The 24,250-nt window shown below is 73.3% G+C and carries 27 protein-coding genes; 11 read left to right on the plus strand and 16 right to left on the minus strand.

The window, feature by feature from the left end:
• Positions 1-148: 148 nt before the first annotated feature.
• The 8 genes from BUE29_RS16870 to BUE29_RS16900 form a co-directional block, all read right to left on the minus strand.
• Complete coding sequence (locus BUE29_RS16870; protein WP_073391622.1) at positions 149-1,363, minus strand: glycosyltransferase; 1,215 nt, start codon at positions 1,361-1,363, stop codon at positions 149-151.
• 44 nt (positions 1,364-1,407) lie between these two features.
• Complete coding sequence (locus tag BUE29_RS22905; RefSeq protein WP_200800278.1) at positions 1,408-1,605, minus strand: ferredoxin; 198 nt, start codon at positions 1,603-1,605, stop codon at positions 1,408-1,410.
• Positions 1,602-2,849 carry an NADH-ubiquinone oxidoreductase-F iron-sulfur binding region domain-containing protein gene (locus BUE29_RS16875; protein ID WP_200800279.1) on the minus strand — a complete coding sequence of 416 codons (1,248 nt, stop codon included), beginning with the start codon at positions 2,847-2,849 and terminating at the stop codon, positions 1,602-1,604. Before BUE29_RS16875 ends, BUE29_RS22905 begins: the two co-directional genes overlap by 4 nt.
• Positions 2,846-3,493, minus strand: coding sequence for a hypothetical protein (locus BUE29_RS16880; protein WP_073391623.1), 648 nt, complete (start codon positions 3,491-3,493; stop codon positions 2,846-2,848). Before BUE29_RS16880 ends, BUE29_RS16875 begins: the two co-directional genes overlap by 4 nt.
• A complete protein-coding gene (locus BUE29_RS16885) occupies positions 3,490-4,428 on the minus strand; it encodes an FAD:protein FMN transferase (protein ID WP_200800280.1) in 939 nt (312 codons plus the stop codon). The genes BUE29_RS16880 and BUE29_RS16885 overlap by 4 nt, the downstream gene beginning before the upstream one ends.
• Positions 4,425-4,814: a hypothetical protein gene (locus BUE29_RS16890; RefSeq protein ID WP_073391625.1), complete on the minus strand. Its 390-nt coding sequence runs from the start codon at positions 4,812-4,814 to the stop codon at positions 4,425-4,427. The genes BUE29_RS16885 and BUE29_RS16890 overlap by 4 nt, the downstream gene beginning before the upstream one ends.
• Positions 4,815-4,941: 127 nt before the next feature.
• Positions 4,942-6,279 carry a HAMP domain-containing sensor histidine kinase gene (locus BUE29_RS16895; protein WP_073391626.1) on the minus strand — a complete coding sequence of 446 codons (1,338 nt, stop codon included), beginning with the start codon at positions 6,277-6,279 and terminating at the stop codon, positions 4,942-4,944.
• A gap of 67 nt (positions 6,280-6,346) precedes the next feature.
• Complete coding sequence (locus tag BUE29_RS16900) at positions 6,347-7,033, minus strand: response regulator transcription factor (protein WP_073391926.1); 687 nt, start codon at positions 7,031-7,033, stop codon at positions 6,347-6,349.
• Positions 7,034-7,138: 105 nt separating this feature from the next.
• Here BUE29_RS16900 and BUE29_RS16905 point away from each other — a divergent pair, with 105 nt between their 5' ends.
• From BUE29_RS16905 to BUE29_RS16920, 4 genes are read left to right on the plus strand one after another with little or no spacing between them, the layout of a single operon-like run.
• Complete coding sequence (locus BUE29_RS16905) at positions 7,139-8,596, plus strand: menaquinone biosynthesis decarboxylase (RefSeq protein WP_073391627.1); 1,458 nt, start codon at positions 7,139-7,141, stop codon at positions 8,594-8,596.
• Between the two features lie 47 nt (positions 8,597-8,643).
• On the plus strand, positions 8,644-9,483 hold the full coding sequence (gene mqnP / locus BUE29_RS16910; protein WP_084181409.1) for a menaquinone biosynthesis prenyltransferase MqnP: 840 nt from the start codon (positions 8,644-8,646) through the stop codon (positions 9,481-9,483).
• A complete protein-coding gene (locus BUE29_RS16915; RefSeq protein WP_073391628.1) occupies positions 9,480-10,121 on the plus strand; it encodes a UbiX family flavin prenyltransferase in 642 nt (213 codons plus the stop codon). Before mqnP ends, BUE29_RS16915 begins: the two co-directional genes overlap by 4 nt.
• A gap of 10 nt (positions 10,122-10,131) precedes the next feature.
• Positions 10,132-10,587: an Lrp/AsnC family transcriptional regulator gene (locus BUE29_RS16920; RefSeq protein WP_073391629.1), complete on the plus strand. Its 456-nt coding sequence runs from the start codon at positions 10,132-10,134 to the stop codon at positions 10,585-10,587.
• A gap of 10 nt (positions 10,588-10,597) precedes the next feature.
• Here BUE29_RS16920 and BUE29_RS16925 read toward each other — a convergent pair whose 3' ends face one another.
• Positions 10,598-11,176: a TetR/AcrR family transcriptional regulator gene (locus BUE29_RS16925; RefSeq protein ID WP_073391630.1), complete on the minus strand. Its 579-nt coding sequence runs from the start codon at positions 11,174-11,176 to the stop codon at positions 10,598-10,600.
• A gap of 86 nt (positions 11,177-11,262) precedes the next feature.
• Between BUE29_RS16925 and BUE29_RS16930 the strand changes: the two genes are divergently transcribed.
• Together BUE29_RS16930 and BUE29_RS16935 are read left to right on the plus strand one after the other, a co-directional pair.
• Positions 11,263-11,556 carry a hypothetical protein gene (locus BUE29_RS16930; protein WP_073391631.1) on the plus strand — a complete coding sequence of 98 codons (294 nt, stop codon included), beginning with the start codon at positions 11,263-11,265 and terminating at the stop codon, positions 11,554-11,556.
• A 97-nt stretch (positions 11,557-11,653) separates the two neighbouring features.
• Positions 11,654-14,095 (plus strand): HAD-IC family P-type ATPase, encoded by a 2,442-nt coding sequence (locus BUE29_RS16935; protein ID WP_143168223.1) that lies wholly within the window; start codon positions 11,654-11,656, stop codon positions 14,093-14,095.
• A gap of 186 nt (positions 14,096-14,281) precedes the next feature.
• Here BUE29_RS16935 and BUE29_RS16940 read toward each other — a convergent pair whose 3' ends face one another.
• A complete protein-coding gene (locus tag BUE29_RS16940; RefSeq protein ID WP_073391632.1) occupies positions 14,282-15,271 on the minus strand; it encodes a hypothetical protein in 990 nt (329 codons plus the stop codon).
• Positions 15,272-15,537: 266 nt separating this feature from the next.
• On the opposite strand from BUE29_RS16940, the gene mqnE reads away from it, so the two are divergent.
• Entirely contained in the window at positions 15,538-16,677 is a 1,140-nt protein-coding gene (mqnE, locus tag BUE29_RS16945) for an aminofutalosine synthase MqnE (protein WP_407657344.1), read from the plus strand.
• Entirely contained in the window at positions 16,674-17,012 is a 339-nt protein-coding gene (locus tag BUE29_RS16950; RefSeq protein ID WP_073391634.1) for a DUF4229 domain-containing protein, read from the plus strand. The genes mqnE and BUE29_RS16950 overlap by 4 nt, the downstream gene beginning before the upstream one ends.
• A gap of 10 nt (positions 17,013-17,022) precedes the next feature.
• Here the strand turns inward: BUE29_RS16950 and BUE29_RS16955 are convergent, their stop codons facing one another.
• The 3 genes from BUE29_RS16955 to BUE29_RS16965 all read right to left on the minus strand — a co-directional run bounded on the left by BUE29_RS16955 (position 17,023) and on the right by BUE29_RS16965 (position 19,700).
• Complete coding sequence (locus BUE29_RS16955) at positions 17,023-18,300, minus strand: reverse transcriptase family protein (protein WP_073391635.1); 1,278 nt, start codon at positions 18,298-18,300, stop codon at positions 17,023-17,025.
• 195 nt (positions 18,301-18,495) lie between these two features.
• The gene (locus tag BUE29_RS16960; protein ID WP_084181329.1) at positions 18,496-19,239 is read right to left on the minus strand and encodes an inositol monophosphatase family protein; all 744 of its coding nucleotides are present in this window, start codon (positions 19,237-19,239) and stop codon (positions 18,496-18,498) included.
• 11 nt (positions 19,240-19,250) lie between these two features.
• The gene (locus BUE29_RS16965) at positions 19,251-19,700 is read right to left on the minus strand and encodes an SRPBCC family protein (protein ID WP_073391636.1); all 450 of its coding nucleotides are present in this window, start codon (positions 19,698-19,700) and stop codon (positions 19,251-19,253) included.
• A 55-nt stretch (positions 19,701-19,755) separates the two neighbouring features.
• Here BUE29_RS16965 and BUE29_RS16970 point away from each other — a divergent pair, with 55 nt between their 5' ends.
• Positions 19,756-20,586: a menaquinone biosynthetic enzyme MqnA/MqnD family protein gene (locus tag BUE29_RS16970; RefSeq protein ID WP_073391637.1), complete on the plus strand. Its 831-nt coding sequence runs from the start codon at positions 19,756-19,758 to the stop codon at positions 20,584-20,586.
• A gap of 6 nt (positions 20,587-20,592) precedes the next feature.
• On the opposite strand, the gene BUE29_RS16975 is transcribed toward BUE29_RS16970, so the two are convergent.
• The 3 genes from BUE29_RS16975 to BUE29_RS16985 form a co-directional block, all read right to left on the minus strand.
• Positions 20,593-21,027, minus strand: a complete 435-nt coding sequence (locus BUE29_RS16975; protein WP_073391638.1) for a type II toxin-antitoxin system VapC family toxin — start codon at positions 21,025-21,027, stop codon at positions 20,593-20,595.
• Positions 21,024-21,278, minus strand: a complete 255-nt coding sequence (locus BUE29_RS16980; RefSeq protein ID WP_073391639.1) for a hypothetical protein — start codon at positions 21,276-21,278, stop codon at positions 21,024-21,026. The genes BUE29_RS16975 and BUE29_RS16980 overlap by 4 nt, the downstream gene beginning before the upstream one ends.
• Positions 21,279-21,340: 62 nt before the next feature.
• Positions 21,341-21,976: a hypothetical protein gene (locus BUE29_RS16985; RefSeq protein ID WP_073391640.1), complete on the minus strand. Its 636-nt coding sequence runs from the start codon at positions 21,974-21,976 to the stop codon at positions 21,341-21,343.
• Between the two features lie 41 nt (positions 21,977-22,017).
• On the opposite strand from BUE29_RS16985, the gene mqnC reads away from it, so the two are divergent.
• Positions 22,018-23,190 (plus strand): cyclic dehypoxanthinyl futalosine synthase, encoded by a 1,173-nt coding sequence (gene mqnC, locus BUE29_RS16990; protein WP_073391641.1) that lies wholly within the window; start codon positions 22,018-22,020, stop codon positions 23,188-23,190.
• An 88-nt stretch (positions 23,191-23,278) separates the two neighbouring features.
• The gene (locus tag BUE29_RS16995) at positions 23,279-24,250 is read left to right on the plus strand and encodes a DMT family transporter (RefSeq protein WP_073391642.1); all 972 of its coding nucleotides are present in this window, start codon (positions 23,279-23,281) and stop codon (positions 24,248-24,250) included.

Below are 24,250 nucleotides of genomic sequence, written 5' to 3' on the forward strand. Positions count from 1 at the left end.
AGCTGCAGGCGCGGGTGCTGCCACCTCGCGGTCGTCCCCGACTGGCGACCTCCCTCGTCGACTGGCGACCTATCGTCCGACTGGCGACCTATAGCTCGCCAGTCGGCGACATGGTCGCCAGTCGACGAGGTGGGGGCGGAGGGCGCGGTCACGCGGCCACCTTCTTGCCGAACACCCACTGCCGGAACAGCACGAACCGGACGGCCGTGGCGAGCAGGTTCGCGAGGACGAGGACGGTCACCTCGACGGCGCGACCGGGATGCGCGACCAGGTGCGAGAGCGTCCACAGCGCGCCGCTGGTGAGGCCCAGCCCGATCGCGAAGACGACCAGCCCCTGCGCCTGGTGCCGGCCGGCGCCGCCGCCCCGCACGCCGAAGGTGTAGCGGCGGTTCGCGGCGGTGTTGCCCACCGCGGTGATGAGCAGGGCGGCGAGGTTCGCCACCTGGGCGCCGACGCCGGGACGCAGCAGCACGAACAGCAGCAGGTAGGCGATCGTCGACGCCACGCCGATCGCGCCGAAGCGGATGGCCTGCCACGTCAGCCCCGCCGAGACGCCGGGCACCGTCGGCTCGTCGTCCCGACCGGCCGCACGTCGCAGGTCGGACAGCGGCAGGTCACCGCGGACAAGCGCGCGACCGATTCGCGCGATTCCGCGTAAATCGTCCTTGGCGGTCTTGACGATGTCGACGCGGCTGTCCGGGTCGTCCACCCAGTCCACCGGGACCTCGGCGATGCGCATGCCGCTGCGCTCGGCGAGCACCAACAGCTCGGTGTCCCAGAACCATGCGGTGTCCTGCACGTGGGGCAGCAGCGCCTGCGCGCACTCGGCGCGCATCGCCTTGAAGCCGCACTGGGCGTCGGAGAACCGGGTCCGCAGCGTGGTGCGCAGCAGCAGGTTGTAACTGCGCGAGATGAACTCGCGCTTCGGACCGCGGACCACCCGCGACGTCCGCGACAGCCGCGAGCCGATGGCCACGTCGCTGTGCCCCGACAGCAGCGGTGCCACCAGAGGCAGCAGCGCGGCGAGGTCGGTCGACAGGTCGACGTCCATGTAGGCGACGACGCGGGCGGTGCTGTCACCCCACACGCGGTTCAGCGCGCGGCCGCGTCCCTTGGCGTCGAGGTGGACGGCGCGCACGCCGTCGAGCTCGTCGGCGAGGTCGAGCGCGCACTGCCAGGTGCCGTCGGTGCTCGCGTTGTCGGCGATGGTGATGATCGACTCGAACGGGAAGTCGCGGCGCAGGAAGGCGTGCAGGCGCCGGACGCTCGGCTCGAGATCGGTCTCCTCGTTGTAGACGGGCACGACGATCTCGACGTCCACGGTCTTGGTGGGCGTCTCGGTCCGGTCGGCGAGCGCGGTCATATCGGTCCCTTTCACGGAATTCATCTGGTGGTGCGTGACGCGGGTCAGGCGGATGCGAGTCGGAGGGCGAGGGCGGGGCACGCGGCGACGGCGCGGCGCACCTCGCCCGCGAAGTGGGCGGGGACGGCGGTCTTGGGCAGGACGGGGAATCCCCACTCGTCCAGGGCGAGCACGTCGGGCAGCAGCGCGTGGCACAGCCCGTGCCCGTCGCAGCGGGTCCAGTCGATCTCGAGCGCGGTCATCGGGCCGCCGCCAGGGGCAGCTGTCCGAGCACGGGCCGCCCGCAGCCGCCGTGCTCACGGTGCCGGTCGGTCTCCTCGTGCAGCAGGTGGACGGCCGACACGACGAAGCGGGCGGCGCCGTCGGGGTGCGCGCACGCGCCCCGGCCGTCGACCGCGCGGGCGTGCCCCAGCGCGTCGGAGACGGCGGCGGCGGAGCCCGCGGCCAGCGCCCGGACGTCGGCGGCGAGCGCGGGCAGGCCGAACGCGCACGGCCCGCACTGGCGCGCGGACTGTGCGGCCAGCCAGTCGGTGACCCGGCCGAGCTCGCCGAGGGCGCAGCTGTCCTCGCCCACGACCGCGACGACACCGGCGCCGAGCGTGCCGCCCGCCGCGGCCACGCCGGCGCGCGACAACCGGATCTGCGGGATGGGGGCGAGCCAGCTGCCGTGGTACCCGCCCACGACGACGGCCTGCGGCCGGTGTGCCTGCGCGGCGGCGAGGACGATGCCGAGCGGTGTGCCCAGCGGGATCTCGACGACCCCCGGCCGGCCGACGGCGCCGACGACGGTCAGCAGCGTCGTTCCCGGCTCCTCGGCCGTGCCGGTCGCGGCGAAGCGGTGCGCGCCGAGGCGCAGCAGGACGGCGAGCTGCGCGAACGTCTCGACGTTGGCGACGAGGACGCCGGCCGCGCTCGGCGGGGTGCGGCGGCCGGTGGGCAGCGCCGGCCCGCCGCGCAGCGCCCGGACCACGGCGCGGGCCTCACCGGACACGAATCCGCCCGGCACCACGCGTACCTTGGCCCGGCCGGCGTCACGGCGTTCGGCGAGGGCGGCCCGCACGCTCGACGCCGTCGCGTCGTCGTGGACGGCGACGGTGACCTCGCGGGTGCCGAGCGCGGCCGCGACCGCGACGGCACCGTCGATCACGAGGTGCGGGGTACGGAGCAGCAGCACGCGGTCCTTGCGCGACGCCGGCTCGCTCTCGGTGCCGTTGACGACGACGCGGCGGTGACCGTCGGCGAGCGCCCGCAGCTTGGTCGCGAGGGGGAAGCCGGCGCCGCCCCGGCCGGCGACCGGCGATCCGTCGAGCAGCGTCAGCAGCAGCTCGAGGTCGCTGCCCGGCAGCGCGCCGTGGGTGCGCAGGTGGGCGTCGAGGTCGAGGCGCTCGGCGGTGTCGAGGCCGGCGAGCAGCCGCGGCGCGCCGATCGCCCAGGCGGAGGTGTCGACGGGGGCCGCCGGCGTGGGCGGGGTCAGCAGTGCGGTCATCGGAGGGCTCCTCGGGGGGACGGCACGGTCGACACCGGCGACAGGGGGGTGGTGGCACGGGGTGCGGCCGCGAACCGGCCGGCGGCATCACGGCGGCGGGGCTGGGCGACGCGTGCGGCCACGCAGCCGAGCACGGCGACGAGGCAGCCCACGTACAGCAGGCGGACCCAGCCCACCTCGCTGTCGCTGCCGGTGACGAAGCCGTGCCAGAGGGCGGCGAGCCAGCCCGCGTAGGCGAGCGAGTGCAGGCCGCGCCAGACGCGCGCCCCGCCCGGGCCGGCGGCCATCCGGCCGCGGGCCAGGCCGAGGACGGCCACGCCGACGAACAGGTAGGCGGCGATGCTGCCGAGGGCGACCCAGCCCGGCCGGTACCCGGACGTGAAGGGGACGAGCGCGCCCTGCCAGCCGACGCCGGCGTAGGAGTCGGACAGGATCGCCACGAGGTGCAGGGCCAGCGTGACGAGACCGAGCCCGGCGGTGGCGCGGTGCAGGTACTGCACGAGGTAGCGGCGGCCGGCGGCGTCGACGACCGCGCGGCGACCGGTGCTGCCGCGGCGCGACGTGACCGCGCCGAGGCCGGTGGCCACGCTGAGCAGGACGAGGGCGGCGAGCCCGCTGCCGCGGGCGAGGTACCAGGTGATCACGACGCGGCCCCCAGCAGCTCAGCGGCGGGCCGCGGATCGGGCCAGCCGCCCAGCACGTGGACCGCGCCGGCCTGGTCGACGAGCCTGGCTGCGAGGCCCTGGTCTCGCAGCCAGGCCCGCGCACCCGCGCCCATGACGACGGCGGCGGTGCTTGCGGTGTTGGCCGCGAGCGCCGAGCCGGCTGCCACGGTGGCGGTGCGCCACGGTCCGGTGACCGGCTCACCGGAGACCGGGTCGACGATGTGGTGCTGCGGGCGGCCACCGCGCGTCCAGGTGCGGACGGTCGTGGTGGACGTGGTCAGGCCGCCGTGGCGCAGCGTGATCAGCTGGCCGTCCCCCGCGCCGGCGCGTTCGGCGACGCGCACGACCCAGCCGCCCGGTCGCGAGCCGGCCACGGCGAGGTCGCCGCCCAGCTCGACCAGCACGCCGGTGCCGTAACGCCCGGCGAGCGTGGTGGCGGCGCGGTCGGCCGTCCAGGCCTTGGCGGTGGCGCCGAGGTCGAGGGCGGTACCGACCGGGACGGTCAGCAGGCCGGCCTCGCGATGCAGTCGCACCGACCGCCACCGCCCCGGGAGGGAGGGGACGGTGGGGGAGCCGGCCGCGACGTCGCCGGCCTGGACGGCGGCGATGTCGCGGTCGTAACCGATGCGCTGCATCGCGAGACCGAGTGTGGGGTCGACGGCGCCGTCGGTGGCGGCGGCGGCATCGAGGGCGGCGCCGACGAGGTCGACGAGCAGCCGGGGGATCGCGCAGGGTCGCCCGGCGCGGGCGTTCGCGACGCCGAGGGCGGAGTCGGCGCGGAAGCGGCTGGCGGCCCGGTCGACGCGGTCGAGCAGCGCGACGAGGTCGCGGGCGGCACGGTCGAGCACCCGGTCGTCGGTGACGACGAGGCGGACGGCGCAGCTCCACGCGGTGGTCTCGAAGGTGGCGGTCACGATCCGTTGCTCCCGCCCTGCGCGCTGCTGTCCTGGTCGGCGCTGCCGACCTGCGACGAGCTGTCGTCACTGTCGTCTGCGGAGCTGCTGGAGCTGCTGGAGCTGCTGCTCGCCGCGGAGCTGCTCGCGCTGCTGCTCGGGGTGCTGCTGCTCGCCGCGCTGCTGGTGGCGCCGCTGGTCGGGGTGCTGGACGACGTGGCGCTGCTCGACGTGGTGTCGGTGTCCTGGGTCGAGCTGGTGGAGGTGTCGGTCGTGCCCGTGGCCGTCGACTCGTCGGCACCGGCGGCGACGCCCGCGACGAGGCCGCCGGTGAGCAGCGCGGCGGCGGCGGTGACGGTCGCGGCGGCGGTGCGCGCCTTGGTGCGGAGGACGGCTCGTGCGGTCATGGCAGCAACGGTGCCGCCGGGCGGTTCAGGCGGGCGTCACTACAACGTCAAGGCTTCCTCAAGGCTGTCTGGGCGTGGATCGTGGACCGAACCGTCGGTGGGGCGACCGGTTGGGTCCATGATCGCGTCAGTCGGTGCCGCCGAGGTGCAGCGTCACGCGCGCCCCACCCGAGGTGGTCGACGCGAGCGTCATCGACCCGCCCGACGACTCGGCGCAGCGGCGCGCGATGTCCAGGCCCAGGCCGCTCGACCCGCGGTCGCTGCGGCCGCGCACCTGCGCGTCCTCGGGCAGCCCCGGCCCGTCGTCGGACACCTCCAGCGTCGCGCCGCCGTCGGCGACGGTGAGGTCGACGGCGAAGGGCGTGCCCTCGGGTGTGTGGGCGATGACGTTCTCGAGCAGCGCGTCGACGGCCGCCGCCAGGTCCTCGGCGCCGGCGCGGACGGTGACCGGCCCGGCGGGGAGCGCGACGGTGGCGCCGCGACCCTGGTCCTCGGCCAGCGCCGACCAGAACTCGACGCGCTCGCCGACGACGGCGGTGGCGTCCGCGGACGGCAACCGGCCCTCGCGCTGGGGGCGGCGGGCGGCGCGGATCACCGCGGTGAGCATGCGTTCCAGGGCCGTGACGTGGACGCCCACGCGCTCGGCCTCGGCGGGATCGCGCAGGGCCTCGGCGTCGAGACGCAGTGCGGTCATGGGCGTGCGCAGCCGGTGGGAGAGGTCGGCGATGGTCTCGCGTTCCTCGGCGATGAGCTGGTCGATGCGATCGGCGAGCCGGTTCAGCGCGCGGCCGACGTCGGCCACCTCGGCCGGCCCGGACGTCGTCGCGCGGGCGGTGATGTCGCCCGCGGCGAGTCGCTGCGCCGTCTCGGAGGTGTGGACGAGGGGACGCACGATCCGGCGGGTCAGCACCTCGCCGAGAGCGACGCCCAGCGCGACGAGCAGCAGCGCGACGCCGCCGAGCAGCAGCAAGGGCGTCCTCGCGCCCGACATGACCTCGTCGTCGGTGGCGTAGACGCGCACCACGTAGTCGCGTCCCCCCTCGCCGGGCGTGGCCCTGCCGCCGCGGAAGATGCCGAAGCGCAACTGCATGAGCACGCCGTTGGCGTAGTCGGTGGGCGAGGCGGTCGGCGGGCCGCCGCCGGCGGCCTGCGGGAGCGGACGGGAGCCCTGGTCGGCCGAGGGCAGGGCCGGCAGGTCGGCGGCCTTGCCGGGCGGCGGCGTCCCGATCACCGACCCGCTGGGGAGCCGGACCGACACGTCGTGCTTCAGCCGGGCGAGATACGTGGCCAGGTCGTCGGTGCCGTACTGACCGACCGTGCGGGCGACGTCGCCGGCTTCCCGACTCAGGTCGCTGATCGCGTCCGAGCGGGTGTTGTTGCGGATCAGCACGGTCAACGGGACGGCGAAGGCGAGCACGACCAGCACCGTCATGCCCACGACGAGCAGCAGGATCCGGCGCCGCATTCAGCCTTCGCCTCCGTTCACAGGTGGTCTGGGCAGCGGGAGTGGGTCTTCGGTCCCGATCCGCACGTCAGGACTCCGACGGCGCGACCAGACGAACTCCGACGCCGCGCACGCTGTGCAGGTAGCGCGGCTCGGCGGCGGTCTCGCCGAGCTTGCGCCGCAGCCAGGACAGGTGGACGTCGACGGTCCGATCGGAACCGCCCCACGCCAGCTGCCACACCTCGCCGAGCAGGTCGCGCTTGGTGACGACCTCGCCGGCGCGGCGGGCGAGTGCGAGCAGCAACTCGAACTCCTTGCGTGCCAGCTCCACCGGCCGGCCGTCGACGGTGACCTCGTAGCTGCGGGTGTCGATGACGAGGCCCCCGACGGTGATGACGGGGTCCTCGTCGGTCTTGCCGGAGCGGCGCATCACCGCGCGGACCCGGGCGGTGAGCTGCGCGGCGGTGAAGGGCTTGATCACGTAGTCGTCCGCCCCGAGGTCGAGCAGCCGGACCATCTCGGTCTCGTCGTCGCGGGCGGTGGCGACGATCACGGGGACCTCGCTGACCGCGCGCAGCATCGACAGCACGTCGGCGCCGTCGATGTCGGGCAGCCCGAGATCGAGCAGGACGACGTCGGGCTTCTGCTCGACGGCGGCGCTGAGGGCCGGCATGCCCGACCCGACCGCGGACACGACGTGCCCCTGCTCGCGCAGCGCGCGGGTCAAGGCGGTGCGGATCGCCGCGTCGTCCTCGACCAGGAGCAGGTGGGCCATGGCGGCAGGGTAGCCCGGCCGCCCCGGTGCCCCCCGTCTCCCCGCCGGTGCTCGGTCCGGGCGGCCGGAAGCGAGCGGCAGCGGGGAGACCCGGATACTGGACCGGTGGACCTGCAGGACTTCGTCGCCGCGCTCGAGCGCGATCGCGACCTCGCGCGGGTGCGCGTGCCCGTCGACCCGCATCTCGAGGTCTCCGGCATCGTGGCGCGCACGCTCGCCGAGCAGGGGCCGGCGCTGCTGTTCGAGAACCCGACCCGCGGACGGATGCCGCTGCTGCTCAACGCCTTCGGCACCCAGCGCCGGATGGCGAGGGCGCTCGGCGTCGACAGCCTCGACGAGATCGGCGAGCGCATCGCCGACCTGCTCAAACCCGAGCTGCCGCGCGGGGTCGGGGGTTTCAAGGACGCGCTCGGCAAGGCGGCCCAGCTGCGGACCCTGCCGCCCCGCACCACGAAGGCGGCGCCGTGCCAGGAGATCGTGCTGCGCGGCGCCGACATCGACCTCGAGGCACTGCTGCCCGGCGTGCTCGCCTGGCCCGAGGACGGCGGCGTGTTCCTCAACCTCGGGCTGACGCACACGAAGCACCCGGAGACCGGCGCCCGCAACCTCGGCATGTACCGGCTGCAGCTGCAGGACCCACGCACGGTCAGCCTGCACTGGCAGATCCACAAGGACTCCACCAACCACGCCTCGGTGGCCGAGCGGCGCGGCGAGCGGCTGCCCGTCGCGATCGCGTTCGGCTGCCCGCCGGCGGTCACCTACGCGGCCTCCGCGCCGCTGCCCGCCGACATCGACGAGTACCTGTTCGCCGGGTTCCTCGGACGTGAGCGCGTGGAGCTCGTCGACTGCGTGTCCGTCCCGCTGCAGGTGCCGGCCGCGTCACAGGTCGTCCTCGAGGGCTGGGTCGAGCCGGGCGACCGGCTGCCCGAGGGGCCGTTCGGCGACCACACCGGCTTCTACACGCCCGTCGAGCCGTTCCCGTTCGTGCGCGTCGAGACGCTCACGATGCGCACCGACCCGATCTACCAGTCGATCATCGTGGGCCGCCCGCCGCAGGAGGACGGCCCCATCGGCAAGGCGACCGAGCGGATCTTCCTGCCGTTGATCCGGATGACCGTTCCGGAGATCGTCGACTACGACCTGCCCGAGGCCGGCGTCTTCCACAACTGCGTCATCGTCTCGATCGACAAGCGCTTTCCCAAGCACGCCCAGAAGGTCATGAACGCGATCTGGGGCGCCGGCCTGATGTCGCTGTCGAAGCTGATCGTGGTGGTGGACGCCGACTGCGACGTCCACGACTACGCCGAGGTCGCCTGGCGCGCGTTCGGCAACGTCGACTACGCGCACGACGTGCTGCACAGCGTCGGCCCGGTCGACCACCTCGACCACGCGTCCTACGAGCAGTTCTTCGGCGGCAAGCTCGGGGTGGACGCGACCCGCAAGCTGCCCACCGAGGGGTACCGCCGCGACGGCGGCTGGCCGACCGAGTGTGTCCTCGACGACGACACGCTCGCACTCGTCGACCGTCGCTGGCGCGAGTACGGCATCGGACGCCGGCGGTGACCGCCGTCGCGGACCGTGGCCGGGTGCGCAAGTTCCTGTCGCTCGTGATGATCGAGCACTCGGTGTTCGCGCTGCCGTTCGCCTACATCGCCGCGCTCACCGCGATGTGGCGCGAGAACCGCTCCGTGCACTGGGTGCAGCTGCTGCTGGTCACCGTCGCCATGGTGTCGGCGAGGACGGTCGCCATGAGCGCCAACCGCATCCTCGACCGCGAGTTCGACGCGCTGAACCCGCGCACGGCCCGGCGCGAGCTGGTCACCGGCGAGCTGAGCGTCCGAACGGCGTGGGTGGGGACGCTCGTCGCGCTCGTCGTTTTCCTCGGCAGCGCGCTCGCGCTCTCGCCGCTGTGTCTCGCGCTCGCGCCGGTCGCGGTGTTCCTGCTCGTCCTCTACTCGTACGGCAAGCGGTTCACCGACTATCCGCAGGTTTTGCTCGCTCTTGCGCAATTCGTGGCGCCGGTCGGTGGCTGGATCGCCGTCACCGGGTCGGCGTCGTGGGCCGCCGTCGCGCTCGGGATCGCCGTCGGCACCTGGATCGGTGGCTTCGACCTCATCTACTCCTGCCAGGACATCGCCGTCGACCGTCGCATCGGCGTCCGTTCGGTCCCCGCCCGCTTCGGCGTCGGCACCGCGCTCGCGGCGTCCTCGGTCGTGCACGTCGTGACCGTCGCAGCGTTCGCCTGGTTCGGTGCGGCGGCCGGCCTCGGTGCGCTGTGGTGGATCGGCGTCGCACTGACCGCGCTGGTGCTCTGCTACGAGCACGCGATCGTGCGGGCCGACGACCTGTCGCGGGTCAACCGCGCCTTCTTCACCGCCAACGGCGTCATCGGCATCGGGCTGTTCGGCTTCGCCCTCGCCGACCTGATCGTCAACGGGCTCGGCGCATGACCGGCGGCGAGCGGGTGCCGTGGGTCGTCGGGGTGTCCGGCGCGTCCGGGACGCCGTACGCCCGCTCGGTGGTCAACGGCCTGCTCGACGCCGGCGAGGCGGTCGACGTCGTGGTGTCGCGTGCCGCGCGGTTGACGATCCTGGACGAGACGGGGATCTCCTTCCGCGACGCGCACTGGCACGACGACCTCGCCACCTGGCTCGGCCGCGACCCGCACGACGTCCGGCACTGGACGCCGGGCGATCTCGGGGCGGGGCCCGCCAGCGGCTCGTACCCGACGAAGGGCATGGTCGTCGTCCCGGCGTCGACCGCAGCGGTCGCCGGGATCGCGATCGGGCTGAGCAAGGACCTGCTCCAACGCGCCGCCGACGTCACCCTCAAGGAGCGCCGGCCGTTCGTGATCGTCCCGCGCGAGACGCCGTACACCCGCGCGACGCTGCTGCACCTGCTGGAGCTGCACGACGCGGGCGCGGTGGTGCTGCCGGCCAGCCCGGGGTTCTACGCCGCGCCGCAGTCGATCGCGCAGCTCGTCGACTTCCTTGCCGGCAAAGTGCTCGACACGATCGGCGTGCCGCACGATCTCGTCGCCCGGTGGACGGGCACGCTCGGCGCCGCGCGAGACGCCGACCCCCGGTAGCGTCCGTGCGGTGGACGCCACCGACCGCAAGCTGCTCGACGCCCTGCGCGCGAACGCCCGCGCGACCTACGCGCAGCTTGCCCAGCTCGTCGGCCTGAGCGCGCCGGCCGTCCACGAGCGCGTGGCGAAGCTCGAGTCCGGCGGCGTCATCACCGGCTACCACGCGGCGGTCGCGCCCGAGTCGCTCGGCTACGCGATGAACGCCCTGGTCGGCGTGTTCATCACCGACAGCGGCGACACCGACGAGATCGCCACGTCGTTGGCCGCGCTTCCGGTCGTGGAGGACTGCTGGTTCGTCGCCGGCGAGGAGACGTTCGTCGTCAAGGTGCGGGTGCCCGACGTGGCCGGTCTCGAAGCCGCGATCCGCGAGCTGAACGGCATCAAGGGCATCGGCCGCACCCGCACCACCGTCGTGCTGTCGACCAAGTTCGAGGACCGCGTCCCCGCCGCCGACCCCGACGCCTGACCCGACCGGTTCAGCGGAACCCGCCCAGCACCGCGTCGACCACCTCGGCGGCGAAGGAGTCGGGCAGCACCGCGCCGTTGAGCACGACCCGCTGCGCGACGACGCCCGAGAGCAGGTCGAGCAGCAGTTCGCCGTCGCAGCCGGCGGGCAGCTCGCCGCGCTCGACGCCGCGGTGGACCATCACGATCGTCGCCCGGCGCCGCGTCCGGAACTGCGCGTCGTACGCGGCGGCGAGATCGGCGTCGCTGCGCTGGGCCGCGGCGAGCGCGGCGAGGTAGTCGACCCGCGCGGGGTCGCGCCAGGCGCGGACGACGTCGAGCATGAGCGCCACGAGGTCGTCGCGGACCGAACCGGTGTCGGGCACCGGCACGTCGGCGTAGATGTCGCCCATCATGAGCAGCAGCACGCCGTGCAGCGAGCCGTAGCGCCGGTAGACCGTCGTGCGGGCGACCCCGGCGCGCGCGGCCAGCCGCTCGACGGACATGCCGTGCCAGCCCCGCTCGGCGAGCTCCGCGGCGGCCGCGTCGCGCACGGTGGCGTCGAGCGTCGGGTCCGCGGGTCGGCCGCGGGGGGCGGGGGCGTCCGGCACGGCCCGAGGCTAGCGGGCGCCGGTTTGGCGGGCGCCCCGCCGCGGGTAATTAGGCAACACTCTGTAGCTCAACTCGGGAGGCCCGGATGTACACCGCAGTCTGGAACGTCGACGTGGACGGCCGCGCGCACGAGGTCACGCTGAAGTGGACGTACTGGGGCGGCGAGCGCGACGTCTACCTCGACGGCGAGCTCGTGGCCGAGAGCACGCTGCTGCTGCGCTGGAAGTCCGACCAGGAGATCGACATCGACGGCCACACCGCGCGGGTGGTCACCCGCCCGCACAGCCTGGCCCACCCCGACCGGTTCACGCTCGTGCTCGACCTGGACGGCGTCGAGCACGAACCCGACGAGAACCGCACCAGCCACGGCATCCGCTGACCCACGCCCGGCCGGGCGGACGCGATCGCTGAGGCGGCTGCCCTGTCTTGTCCGGCGCAGGTGGTCGCCGTGATCGTCGAGCCGCTACCGTCCTGGCGTGAGTACGACCGACGAACCGCTGCGCACCGCGGCCCCCGCCGCGCCGCCGACTCCGGAGACCGGGCTCGACGCCGCGCAGGTCGCCGACCGCGTCGCCGCGGGCCGGGTCAACCGCGCCGACGTCGACACCGGCCGCAGTGTCGGGCAGATCCTGCGCGCGAACGTCGTCACGCCGTTCAACGGGCTGCTGGCCACGCTGTTCGTCATCATCCTGTGCACGGGCCGCATCCAGAACGCGCTCTTCGGCTTCGTCATCGTCGCCAACACCGCGATCGGCGTCTTCCAGGAGGTGCGGGCGAAGCGCACGCTCGACCGGCTGGCCGTGCTGAACGCGCCGCGGGCGCGCGTCGTGCGCGACGGTGCCGTCGCCGAGATCGCGGTGGAGGACGTCGTCGCCGACGAGCTGCTCGAGCTGCGCACTGGCGACCAGGTGTGCGCCGACGGCGTCGTGACCGTCTCGGCCGGCCTCGAGGTCGACGAGTCGCTGCTGACCGGCGAGTCCGACCCCATCGACAAGTCCCCCGGTGACGAGGTCCGCTCCGGCTCGATCGTCGTCGCGGGCACGGGGCGGTTCCTGGCGACCGCGGTGGGTGCCGAGGCGTACGCCACCGCGCTCGCGGCCGAGGCGAAGCGCTTCACGCTCACGCACTCGGAGCTCGTCCACGGCACCAACCGGCTGCTGCGCTGGATATCGCTGCTGATGCTCGTCGTCGGCCCGCTGCTGCTCTGGAGCCAGTTCCACAGCGACGACAACCACGGCTGGCGCGACGCCGTCACCGGTGCGGTCGCGGCGCTGGTCGGCATGGTCCCCGAAGGGCTGGTGCTGCTGACGAGCCTCGCGTTCATGATCGGCGCCGTCACGCTGAGCCGTCGCGACACGCTCGTCCAGGAGCTGCCGGCGGTCGAGGGGCTCGCGCGGGTGGACGTCGTCTGCCTCGACAAGACCGGCACGCTCACGCACGGCGACGTCGTGTTCGACGAGGTGCAGCTGCTCGTCGGCGCCGACGCCGACGACGTCGACGAGGCGTTGGCGCTGGCGGCGAACGTCCCGGACCCGAACGCGACGGCGCTCGCGCTGCAGGAGCGCTTTCCCGCGGCGACGTGGACGGCCACCGGCGGCGTCCCGTTCTCCTCGGCGCGCAAGTGGTCGGCGCTCGGGACCGCCGAGCGAGGGACCTGGGTGCTCGGCGCCCCGGAGATGGTGCTGCCCGACCCGGTCGACGACCACGAGCGCACGGCGCGGGACCGCGCCGACCGGATCGCCGCGCAGGGCCGACGGGTGCTGCTGCTCGCGGCGGCGCCGGGTCGGCTCGTGGGCCACGAGAAGGATGCGTCGCTGCCGGCGCAGCTGCGTCCCCACGCTCTCGTCGTCCTGGCCGAGCGGGTCCGCGACGACGCACCGGACACGATGCGCTACTTCCTCGAGCAGGGCGTCGCGCTCAAGGTGATCTCGGGTGACAACCCCCGCACCGTCGGGGCGGTGGCCGCGTCGGTGGGGGTGCCGGGCGTGAGCGGCGCCGACGACGCGGTCGACGCGCGCACGCTGCCCGAGGACCTCGACGAGCTGGCCGAGGTCCTCGAGACCAAGTCGGTGTTCGGGCGGGTGACTCCGCACCAGAAGCGGGCGGTGGTGGCGGCGCTGCAGCGCAAGGGGCACGTCGTCGCGATGACCGGCGACGGCGTCAACGACGCGATGGCGCTCAAGGACGCCGACATCGGCGTGGCCATGGGCAACGGGTCCGCGGCGACCCGCTCGGTCGCGCAGCTCGTCCTGCTCGACGGCCGGTTCTCGCACCTGCCCGACGTCGTCGCCGAGGGGCGGCGGGTCATCGCCAACATCGAGCGGGCGTCGAGCCTGTTCCTCGTCAAGAACGTCTACTCGCTGGTGCTCGCGCTCATCACCGTGGTGACCGTCGGGGCCTACCTCTTCGAGCCCATCCAGCTGTCGCTCATCTCCAACCTCACCATCGGCGTCCCCGCGTTCTTCCTGGCCCTCGGGCCGAACCGGCGGCGGTACGTGCCCGGCTTCCTGCGCCGCGTGCTGCGCTTCTCGGTCCCCTGCGGGATCGTGGTCGGTGCCGCCGCCTACACCGGGTACGCGGTGATCCGCGCGATCGACTCGTCGGCCGGCGTCGCCGGTGGTCGGACGGTCGCCACGCTCGTCACGCTGATGTGCGCGCTCTGGATCCTCGTCGTCCTCGCCCGGCCGCTCGCCGGCTGGAAGGTGCTGCTCGTCGGCGCGATGGTCGCGGTGATCGCCGTCATCGTGGTGGTCCCCGCGTTCGCGACCGACGTCTTCCTGCTGCACCCGACGCCGAAACGGGTGCTGGTCGCGCTGGTCGTCGGCGCCGCCGGTGCTGCCCTCGTCGAGGTCACCGCCCGGGGTGTCGCCTTCGCGACCCGCCACCGCGGCGGCATGGACGGCGACGGCGTCGCCTGATCGCCCACCCCCCGCTCCGTCCCCCCGCCCGCGTCCAGTGATCCACATCCACCTTCCGTCGCTGGCTCCGGTGATCGACATCCACTTGCCGTCGCTGGCTCCGGTGATCGACATCCACTTGCCGTCGCTGGTTCCGGTGATCGACATCCACTTGCCGTCGCCCCGGCGACGACAACTGGATGTCGATCAACCGACGACGAACGGAGGGTGCCCGGCAGCACCCACCGGTACGGCGCCGGCACCCGGAACGTAGGGGACGCCGAGTTCGTCGGCCCGGTGGCGCAACCACGAGGCGACGTCGGCGGCCCATGCGGGGCCGCGACTGCGGACGGTCGTCGGCGCCCAATGCGCCACGGCGACGCCGTACCCGGTCAGCCGGTTGTGCCGGTCCATCGTCTGGATCCAGTCCTGCTCGCTGAAGTGGAACTCCCGGCTCTGTACCTCCCCGATGGCGCGGAGCCGCCGCCACAGCACGTCGGCCGTGGCGACGAGGCGTCCGGTCGGGTCGACGATGTCGACGTTGAGTTCGAAGGACGGCACGTGGGCCGAGGCCAGGGCATCGGCCGCCTCGGCCTCCGCGACGGAGTGTGCGTTGGTCAGCAGGTCAGCCAGGGCGCGGCGCAGGAAGAAGCTGCCGCCCCGTGGCCCGGTCTCGTACTCGTGGACGATGTCCTCGGGCCGGCACAGCCTGCGCTGGATGGCCGAGGTGACGAGGGCGCGCACCGGTGTCAGCGAGCGGTACAGCAGCGCGGTGTCGGTCACGGCCCGGGCCGCGTGGACGACCGGCACGAAGGGCAGGGTCGGGTGCTCGGCGGGCAGGACGGTGCACCGGTAGGGCCGCCGCGTCGGGCGCACCACCATGCCCCCGGCCCAGCGGTGATGCCCCGCCCCGGTCAGGATCAGGACCCGCGCGGAGGGTGGCTGCGCGGCACCGATGCCGCGGATGCGCGCGGCGTCCCACCCGCTGACGGCGCCGTCGCCACCGGCGACCGCGAGCCCCGCCTGAGCCCAGTCGTCGCGCAGGGGCGGGTCCGGGCGGGTGAACACCACGCCGCGGGTCAGCCGCTGCCAGCCGCGGGTCGCGATCGCGTGTCGGATCGCGGATTCGGACAACCCCAGATCGGACGCGTCCGCGAGCGTGAGCACCCTGGGCAGCGCTGCGAGATCGACCGGCATCTGCGGAGCGTCCCGGATCGTGGACGTCCTCGGCCGGCTCTTCCGGCGGCTGTGGACGACCGTCGTGCTTGTCCCCAGCCCTGATCAGGTGATCCACATCCACTTGGCTGCGCTAGGACGGCGGTAAATAGATGTGGATCACCAACCGGGGGCAGCGATAAGTGGATGTGGATCACCAACCCAGGACGGCGAAAAGTGGATGTGGATCACCAACCGGGGCACGCGGCGTGGTCGGCGGCGGGCGGACGTACGCTGGACGTATGGCGTTGAGCGAGACCCGCAAGGCGGAGCTGACTGAGAAGATCACCGCGCGCGAGCGGTTGACCCGGCAGGACGGCGAGGACCTCTACGCCAGCGACGACCTCGCGTGGCTCGGAGCGATGGCGCACGGCGTCCGCACCGAGAAGAACGGCGAGGTCGTCTACTTCAACGTCAACCGCCACCTCAACCTGACCAACGTCTGCACCGCGTCCTGCGCGTACTGCAGCTTCCAGCGCAAGCCCGGCCAGAAGGACGCGTACACGATGCGCGTCGAGGAGGCCGTCGAGACCGCGCTGGGCATGAAGGACGACGGGCTCACCGAGCTGCACATCGTCAACGGGCTGCACCCGACGCTGCCGTGGAAGTACTACCCGCGCGTGCTGCGCGAGCTGAAGGCCGCGCTCCCGGGGGTCGCGCTCAAGGCGTTCACCGCCACCGAGGTCCACTTCTTCGAGACGATCTCGGGCCTGACCGCCGACGCGATCCTCGACGAGCTCATCGACGCCGGGCTCGAGTCGCTCACCGGCGGCGGCGCCGAGATCTTCGACTGGGACGTCCGCAAGCAGGTCGTCGACCACGACACCCACTGGGAGGACTGGTCGCGCATCCACCGGCTGGCCCACCAGAAGGGCCTGAAGACGCCGGCGACCATGCTCTACGGCCACATCGAGGAGCCCCGCCACCGCGTCGACCACGTGCTGCGGCTGCGCGAACTGCAGGACGAGACGGGTGGCTTCCAGGTCTTCATCCCGCTGCGCTTCCACAACGACAACAACCGGCTCTCGCACCTGCAGATGGCGCAGCCCGCCGACGTGCTCAAGACCTTCGCCGTCAGCCGGCTGATGCTGGACAACTTCCCGCACGTCAAGGTCTTCTGGGTGATGCACGGGCTGTCGACGAGCCAGCTCGCGCTCAACTACGGCGCCGACGACATGGACGGCTCGGTCGTGGAGTACAAGATCACGCACGACGCCGACAACTACGGGACGCCGGACAAGCTCACCCGTGACGACCTGCTCGACCTCATCCGCGACGCCGGGTTCACGCCCAAGGAGCGCAACACCCGCTACGAGGTGATCCGCGACTACGACGGCCCGGTGCCGCTCGCCGAGCGGCGCGCCGAGCCGCAGGCCGTCTGGGCATGAGCGACGCCGCCGTGGGCGACGCGAGACAGCAGGGCCCGCAACAGGGAGCCCAGCCGCAGTTCGGCCGCTGGATGGGCTCGATGTGGCTCTACACCGCGCTGCGGTTCGGGCTGTTCTTCGTGCTGTGGGGCATCCTGCTGCTGGTCGGTCTGGAGGCCCTCTTCGCCGCGCTGGTCGCGCTGGTGCTCTCGGTGCCGCTGTCGTTCGTCCTGCTCGCCAAGCCGCGGCGTGCGTTCACCGCGCAGCTGGAGGCGCGGGTGGACGCGCAGCGGCGCCGCCGGGCCGACCTCGACCAGCAGCTCGACCCCGAGGGGCACGAGACCGACCGCGACTGACCCGCGCCGGTCACGACCAGTCGACCGCGTCGTAGGCGGCGCGCAACCGTCGGCCGTGCACCGGGTCCAGGCTCTGCACCCAGGCGATCCGCCCGAGGACGTGGGCGGGGAAGTCGTCCCGGTCCCGGGCCTGCGCGCGCCAGCCCGTCGTCGCGCAGTTGTGCAGCAGCGCTCGTAGCGCGTCCCGCTCCCGACGCGGCACCGCCGGATGGTGGTTGAGCACGACCCCGAGCACCTGCTGCCGGCCGCTGCGGCCCAGCACCGCCGTCTTGCCGTCGTGCACCCGAAAGCCCTCGTCGCGGACGATCTCGCCCACCCGGTCGAGGAAGCGGGCCGCGCCGAGCCCGCGGCCGCCGCTGAAGACGAGGTCGTCGGCGTAGCGGGTGTAGGACGCGTCGAAGCGGGCGGCCAGCCCGGTCAGCCGGCGGTCGAGCGAGAACGCGATCAGGTTGGCCAGCGCCGGTGAGGTCGGCGCCCCCTGCGGCAGGTGCGGCGTGCGCAGCCGCGGATCCAGGGCCCGGAACGGGAGGGGCGCGACCGTCGTCACGAGCCCGGTGACGGTGTGCGCCACGCCCTCGGGCACCCCCGCCGTGCGCAGCAGCCGCCAGACGCGCCCGGCGCGCACGGACGCGAAGAAGCTCACCAGGTCGACGCGGACGACCACGGGCTGCGCCGCGTGCGGTGCGCTCGCCGTGAGCACCGAGCGTCGGCGCACGCCACCGTGGGCCGCCGGGTGCACCGGCACCGCATCGAACACGTGGCGCAGCAGCCGGCGCTGGATCTCCTTCAACCGCGGCTTGGGCGCCGCCAGCACGCGGACGCCGCCGGGCTTGGCGACGGTCCGCCAGCGGTAGTGCCGCAGTGGTTCGGGACTCGACCGTTCCAGCCCCCGGACGTCGGCGAACCAGGCCAGCTCGCCCTGGTCGACGTCGAGCAGTCCGGCGAGCGCCGCGTGGTCGGGCAGCAGCTCGACCGGCCACGGGCGGACCATGACGTCGGTCGGCACCGGCGACCACGACACGACGCGCGGGGGCGGGCGGCGCCGGGCCAGCTTCGCGAACTCGGCGGTCGCCAGCAGGAACGCTGCCAGTTCCCGCGGCCGGTCGGCAGGGGGTTGCGGGTAGGCGGTCAGGACCGCGTCGACGGTGCGGCCCAGCCACACCGGGGTGCGGGCGGCGCCGAGGGCGTCCCGCCCGCGCGTGCGCATCGCCGGGCGCGTCCAGGGGCCGGCGAGCAGGGCGGTCGCGAGCCCGTCGGCGAGCGGGCCCGCGGGCCCCGCACCGGTCACGGCGCGTGGGGGAGGGACGGCGGTAGCCCTTCGCTGTCGTGCGTGCCTGCCGCTGCACGCAGTGCAGGCCCTGGCTCGCGACGCAGTGCCTCGCGTGCGGTTGCGCCCCCGGGGTTGCCCCGGAGAGATCGGTGCACCCGATCGTCCTGCCGCCGTCCCTCCCGCACGGCTCGCACTCTAGTGAGCGCCGAGCCGTCAGCCGGTCAGCAGTGCGGTGACCTCGTCCACGGCGCGGCCCGGGCCGGCGACGTGCCAGCGGTGGCCGTGCGCCTCGATCACCTCGGCGACGCCGCCCGCGGCGCGGACGAGGACGGCACCGGGCAGCCAGTCCCACGGCAGGGAGTCGACCTGCACCGACACGCCGAGTCGCCCGGCGGCGACCGCGGCGAGCTCGATGGAGCCCGAGCCGAGCATCCGCACGGTGGCCGCCCCCTGCACGACGCGCAGCCACGGCTCCCGCAGCACGGGGTCGGGCAGCGTCGTCGGGTGCAGGTACGTGGTCAGCGAGATGTCGGCCAGCGCCCGGTCGCCGAGCGGGGCCACCCGCTCGCCGTTGCGCGTCGTGGGTCGGCCCGCGCCGCCGACCCACGTCTCGCCGGTGGCGGGCTGGTGCACGGCACCCACCGCGTCGTCGCGCGCGACGGCGGCGCACCACGCCGGCAGGCCGGAGACGAAGTTGTAGGTGCCGTCGACGGGATCGACGTACCAGGTCCGCGCCGCCGCGCCGGCGTCGGCCGTCCCCTCCTCGCCGACGATGGCGTCGTCGGGACGTTCCCGCCGCAGCCGTTCGACGACGAAGGCCTCCGCGGCGTGGTCGGCCGCGGAGACGACGTCGGAGATCGACGTCTTGCGCTCGACCGTCAGCCCCTCGCCCAGCATCCGCGCCGCGAGGGCACCGGCATCGCGCACGAGGGCGGCGGCCAGCTCGAAGTCGTCCACGGACCAGGACGTTATCGGGCGAGCTTCTCCAACGTCCGGCGGATGCCCGTGCTGTTCTGCCTCGTCATCCCCGCGACCTCCAGGAACTTGGCCTGCGGGGCCGGGATGTGGCTGTAGTCGAACACCTCGGTGACCCGGGTGCCGGTCGCGGTGGGTTCGAACTCCCAGCGCCACCGGTGGCCGAGCGGATGGCGCCACTCGACGACGCGGCCGTCGGCGAAGTCGGTCACCCTGCTGGTGATGCGGTAGGGCACCCCGTACATCTTCATCTTGACCGAGAACCGGTCACCGAGGGCGACCCGTTCGGGTCCCTTCACGGTGTCGCGGACGGTGCCCGAGCCGTCCAACTCGCCGTGGCGGTGCGGGTCGGCGACGAGCGCGAACAGCTCGTCGGTGGGGCGGGGGACCTCCGTGGTGTAGGCGATCCTGCGGGGGCCTCGGTCGACGGCGGAGACGCTCATGCCGGAGGCTTTCCCGGCTGCGGTGGGCCGGTAATCGCGTCGTACCGTGGGATGCGTGAGCGAACCGCGTCCCGCGCGCCCCCGAGTGGGGCACATCCAGTTCCTCAACTGCCTGCCCATCTACTGGGGGCTCGTCCGCGCCGGCACGCTGCTCGACGTCGAGCTGACCAAGGACACCCCCGACAACCTCAACGACATGCTCGTGCGCGGCGACCTCGACATCGGCGCGATCTCGCTGGTCGAGTACCTGCGCCACGCCGACGACCTCGTCGTGCTGCCCGACATCGCGGTGGGGTCGGACGGCCCGGTGCTGTCGGTCAACCTGGTGTCGCAGGTGCCGCTGGCCGAGCTGGACGGTCGTCGGGTCGCGCTCGGCTCGACCTCGCGCACGTCGGTGCTGCTCGCACGCCGGTGGCTCGAGGAGGTGCACGGCGTCCGTCCGGAGTACTTCACCTGCCCGCCGGAGCTCTCGACCATGCTGCTGGAGGCCGACGCCGCGGTGCTCATCGGCGACGCCGCGCTGCGGGCCACCTACGAGGCGCCGCGGCGGGGACTGGCCGTGCACGACCTCGGTCAGGCGTGGCGCGACTGGTCGGGACTGCCGATGGTGTTCGCGGTCTGGGCGGCGCGGCGCGAGTACGCCGAAGAGCACCCCGGGCTGGTGAAGGACGTCCACCAGGCCTTCGTGAGCAGCCGCGACGACGCGCTCGCGCACGTCGAGGAGATCGCGACCGCGGCATCGCGGTGGGAGGTCTTCGACCCGGCGACCCTCGCGACGTACTTCCGCACCCTGGACTTCTCGCTCGGCGCGCGCCAGGTCGACGGCCTGCGCGAGTTCGCGCGCCGCGTCGGCATCCCCGTCGAGCCGCGCTTCGCCGACGTCTGAGCCCGGTCAGTCGGCGAGCAGGCTCCGCGTTCGCAGCTGCGGGAAGCGGGTGAAGTCGCGGTCGTGCGTCAGCATCTCGCGCACGCCGTGTGCGATGCAGATCGCCGCTATCCGCGCGTCGTGCACCCGGGGCCCGACGATCCTTCCCGTGCGGAGCAGGTCGGACCAGACCGTCCGGTAGTTCGCCGGTTCGGTCAGCAGCCGCACGGTCGGCGAGGCGCACCACGATTCGACCTGGGTGAGCGCCTCGTCGATGGTGCTCGGCGGCCGGAACACGGCCGGATGTGTGGCCACCGAGTAGAACTCGTTGAGGCACGGGTACGGGATCGCCCAGGGCGATCCAGACTCCGCCAGTCCCCTGAGGGCCGCCGCGGCACGGGCATGGAAGTGCGAATCGCGGCGATGGGCGTACACGAGAACGTTCGTGTCGACCGCGATCACACGAGGCCGCGTTCCTCGTAGCCGTAGGACGCGTCGAGGATCTCCTGGAACGACGCGTTCTCGAACTCGGGAGTCAACCCGCCACCACCCACGCTCGCGTCGCGCAGCACGAATGGTGGCTGCGTCTCGTGCTCGTCGAGCAGTCGGCGCAGCGCCTGCTCGACCAGGGACTTCGTAGTGGTCCGGCGCTCCCGGGCGAGGGCTTGCACGTCGCGCAGCAGCGGCTCCGGGATGTCGAACGTGGTCTTCATACTGCTGACAGTACTCCCGGATACTGCTGGCAGTATCAGGTCACGACCACGGCAGTATCAGGTCACGACCACGCGCGGGTGCGGTACGCGGTGGCCAAGCGTTCCTGCAGCCGCGCCGTGGTGTGGAACTGGCCGTTCGTGGCGCCGCTCACCCCGCCGCCGTACGTGCTGACCCAGACGATGCCGGTCGCAAAAGTGAAGCCCGCGAGGTAGACGGTGTCCTTGTGACGGCCGATCGGTTCCGTGATGGGCTGCGGCTCCGAGCTGCTGCCCGCCGTCCTCGACAGCTCGGTCGCCGCCGCGGCGAGCCCCTCCGTGAGGGTGACGTGGCCGCCCAGATCCGCGTCCGTCGTCTTGTTGACGACGGCGTCGTAGCGGCAGACGGTGACGTGGGACGGTCGGGCGTCGGGGACGAGCGACTTCTTGCCGTCCACGCCGGCGGCGTCGGTGGGCACCCAGCCGAACACCTTGTACGGCAGGTGGTACGTGCTCGGGCAGCTCAGCGCACCGGCGGAGTCGACGTGGCGCCCGGCACGCTCGTCGTTCCCGCCCACCGTCGCGATGAGCAGCGCGACGAGGCCCGCGATGACCGCCGCGCCGACCAGCGGCCACCACGTCAGCGAGCGGTCCGCACGGGTCGACGTCGCGTCGGCGCCGGGGCCGGCGGTGGGGTCGCGCGGATCGGTGGGATCGGTCATGTGTCCGCATCCTGCCCGATGGCCCGCCGTAGCCTGTTCCCATGACGTCCGCGACCTCGCTGCAGAGCATCCTCGACCGGGCGGCCGACGGCGGCCGGATCACCCCCGAGGAAGCGTTGACGCTCTACACCGACGCGCCGCTGCACGCGCTGGGCCAGGCCGCCGACACGGTGCGACGCCGGCGCTACCCGGACGACGTCGCGACCTACATCATCGACCGCAACATCAACTACACCAACGTCTGCGTGACGGCCTGCAAGTTCTGCGCGTTCTACCGCTCCCCCAAGCACAGCGAGGGCTGGACGCACCCGCAGGAGGAGATCCTGCGTCGCTGTGGCGAGGCCGTCGAGCTCGGCGCCACCCAGATCATGCTGCAGGGCGGCCATTCACCCGAGCTCGGCATGGAGTGGTACGAGCAGACCTTCGCCGCCATCAAGGAGCACTACCCGCAGCTGACGCTGCACAGCCTCGGCGCCTCGGAGGTCGTGCACATCGGCCGGGTCTCGAACCTCGACCACGCCGCCGTGATCAGCCGGCTCAAGGCCGCCGGGCTCGACTCGTTCGCCGGCGCCGGTGCCGAGATCCTCGTCGACCGGCCGCGTACCGCCATCGCGCCGCTCAAGGAGAAGGGCGACGTCTGGCTGTCGGTGATGGAGACCGCCCACGGGCTGGGGCTCGAGTCCACCGCCACCTTCATGATGGGCACCGGCGAGACGAACGCCGAGCGCATCGAGCACCTGCGCATGATCCGCGACGTGCAGGACCGCACCGGCGGGTTCCGCTCCTTCATCCCGTGGACCTACCAGCCGGAGAACAACCACCTCAAGGGCCGCACCCAGGCCACCAGCCTCGAGTACCTGCGGATGGTCGCGGTGGCGCGGCTGTTCTTCGACAACGTCAACCACCTGCAGGGTTCGTGGCTGACGACGGGCAAGGACATCGGGCAGCTGACCCTGCACTTCGGCGCCGACGACCTGGGCTCGGTCATGCTCGAGGAGAACGTCGTCTCGAGCGCCGGCGCCAAGCACCGCTCGAACCGGCAGGAGCTCATCGACCTCATCCGCGGCGCCGGTCGTGTCCCGGCGCAGCGCGACACGCTCTACCGCCACCTCGTCGTCCACACCGACCCGGCCGACGACCCGGTCGACGACCGCGTCCACTCGCACTTCAGCTCCACCGCCCTCAAGCTCCTCCCGGTCGCCACCGCCAGCTGAGCGCGTCCCGGACGTCCCTCGCCGGCAGGGGCCACGGGCCCTGAGCACGGGGACGTGTTCCCCGCGTGAAGCCGTTACCCTGACCCGCGTGTCCCTCGCCGTCGCCGTCCCCTTCGGCCTCGCGTCGGCGGTCGTCTACGGGACGTCCATCGTCGTCCAGCACCGGGTCGCGCAGGAGCAGGCCGACGACTGCGGCGAGAGCGCGGCGGGGCTGCTGCGGCTCGTCAAGCACCCGATCTTCCTGCTCGCCATCGCCGGGGACTTCCTCGGTTTCCTGCTGCAGCTCGTCGCGCTGTCGACCGGTCCGGTCGTCGTCATCCAGCCCCTCGTCGTGCTCATGCTCCCGGTGTCGCTGCTCGTCAGCTTCCTCATGGGCGGGCACCGGCCACGCTTCGGCGACTACGTCGGCGTTCTCGGCGTGCTCGGCGGCCTCGCCGTGTTCCTCGCCCTCATCGGCCACCCCGACGAGCCGGTGGTGCCGAAGTCGCGCTACCTCGCGATGACCGTCGTGTGCGTCCTGGTCGTCGCGATCGCGCTGGGGCTCGCCGTCATCGGACGCAACCGCACGATCCGCGGCGCGATGTACGGCGCGACCGCGGGCGCGTGCTTCGGCACGCTGGCCATGCTGGTCGACGCGGCGTCCGAGCGGCTCGCCGACCGCGGGGTCGGCGGCCTGTTCGACAGCCCCCGCGGGTTGATCCCCATCGTCGGGATGCTGCTGGTCGGCACCACCGGCATGATCCTCACCCAGATGTCGTTCCAGGTGGGCGCGCTCGGCGCGACGCTGCCGGCCAACCTCGCGGCCGACCCGCTCACCGCCGTGCTGCTCGGCGCGCTGGTGCTGCGCGAGCACATCCCCTTCGACGCGGTGCACGTCGTCCTCTACGTGCTGTGTCTCGGCGCGGTCGTGGCCGGCGCGGTGCGCCTGGCGAACCCCCACGAGGACGACGGCGGGCCGCCGGCCGAGGCCGACACCGACACCGACACCGACACCGACGTCGAGGCGGACGCACCGACCGGGCCGCGGCCGACCTCGCCGCAGCCGCAGGCCGGCGGCTGA

It is taken from the genome of Jatrophihabitans endophyticus (assembly GCF_900129455.1).
Taxonomy (GTDB): Bacteria; Actinomycetota; Actinomycetes; order Mycobacteriales; family Jatrophihabitantaceae; genus Jatrophihabitans; species Jatrophihabitans endophyticus.

Coding starts and splice junctions, on each gene's coding strand:
- BUE29_RS16870 (WP_073391622.1), bottom strand. CDS start 1,363: ATGACCGCGCTCGCCGACCGGACCGAGACGCCCACCAAGACCGTGGAC.
- BUE29_RS22905 (WP_200800278.1), bottom strand. CDS start 1,605: ATGACCGCGCTCGAGATCGACTGGACCCGCTGCGACGGGCACGGGCTG.
- BUE29_RS16875 (WP_200800279.1), bottom strand. CDS start 2,849: ATGACCGCACTGCTGACCCCGCCCACGCCGGCGGCCCCCGTCGACACC.
- BUE29_RS16890 (WP_073391625.1), bottom strand. CDS start 4,814: ATGACCGCACGAGCCGTCCTCCGCACCAAGGCGCGCACCGCCGCCGCG.
- BUE29_RS16895 (WP_073391626.1), bottom strand. CDS start 6,279: ATGCGGCGCCGGATCCTGCTGCTCGTCGTGGGCATGACGGTGCTGGTC.
- BUE29_RS16900 (WP_073391926.1), bottom strand. CDS start 7,033: ATGGCCCACCTGCTCCTGGTCGAGGACGACGCGGCGATCCGCACCGCC.
- mqnP (WP_084181409.1), top strand. CDS start 8,644: ATGATCGAGCACTCGGTGTTCGCGCTGCCGTTCGCCTACATCGCCGCG.
- BUE29_RS16915 (WP_073391628.1), top strand. CDS start 9,480: ATGACCGGCGGCGAGCGGGTGCCGTGGGTCGTCGGGGTGTCCGGCGCG.
- BUE29_RS16930 (WP_073391631.1), top strand. CDS start 11,263: ATGTACACCGCAGTCTGGAACGTCGACGTGGACGGCCGCGCGCACGAG.
- BUE29_RS16940 (WP_073391632.1), bottom strand. CDS start 15,271: ATGCCGGTCGATCTCGCAGCGCTGCCCAGGGTGCTCACGCTCGCGGAC.
- BUE29_RS16950 (WP_073391634.1), top strand. CDS start 16,674: ATGAGCGACGCCGCCGTGGGCGACGCGAGACAGCAGGGCCCGCAACAG.
- BUE29_RS16965 (WP_073391636.1), bottom strand. CDS start 19,700: ATGAGCGTCTCCGCCGTCGACCGAGGCCCCCGCAGGATCGCCTACACC.
- BUE29_RS16980 (WP_073391639.1), bottom strand. CDS start 21,278: ATGAAGACCACGTTCGACATCCCGGAGCCGCTGCTGCGCGACGTGCAA.
- BUE29_RS16985 (WP_073391640.1), bottom strand. CDS start 21,976: ATGACCGATCCCACCGATCCGCGCGACCCCACCGCCGGCCCCGGCGCC.
- mqnC (WP_073391641.1), top strand. CDS start 22,018: ATGACGTCCGCGACCTCGCTGCAGAGCATCCTCGACCGGGCGGCCGAC.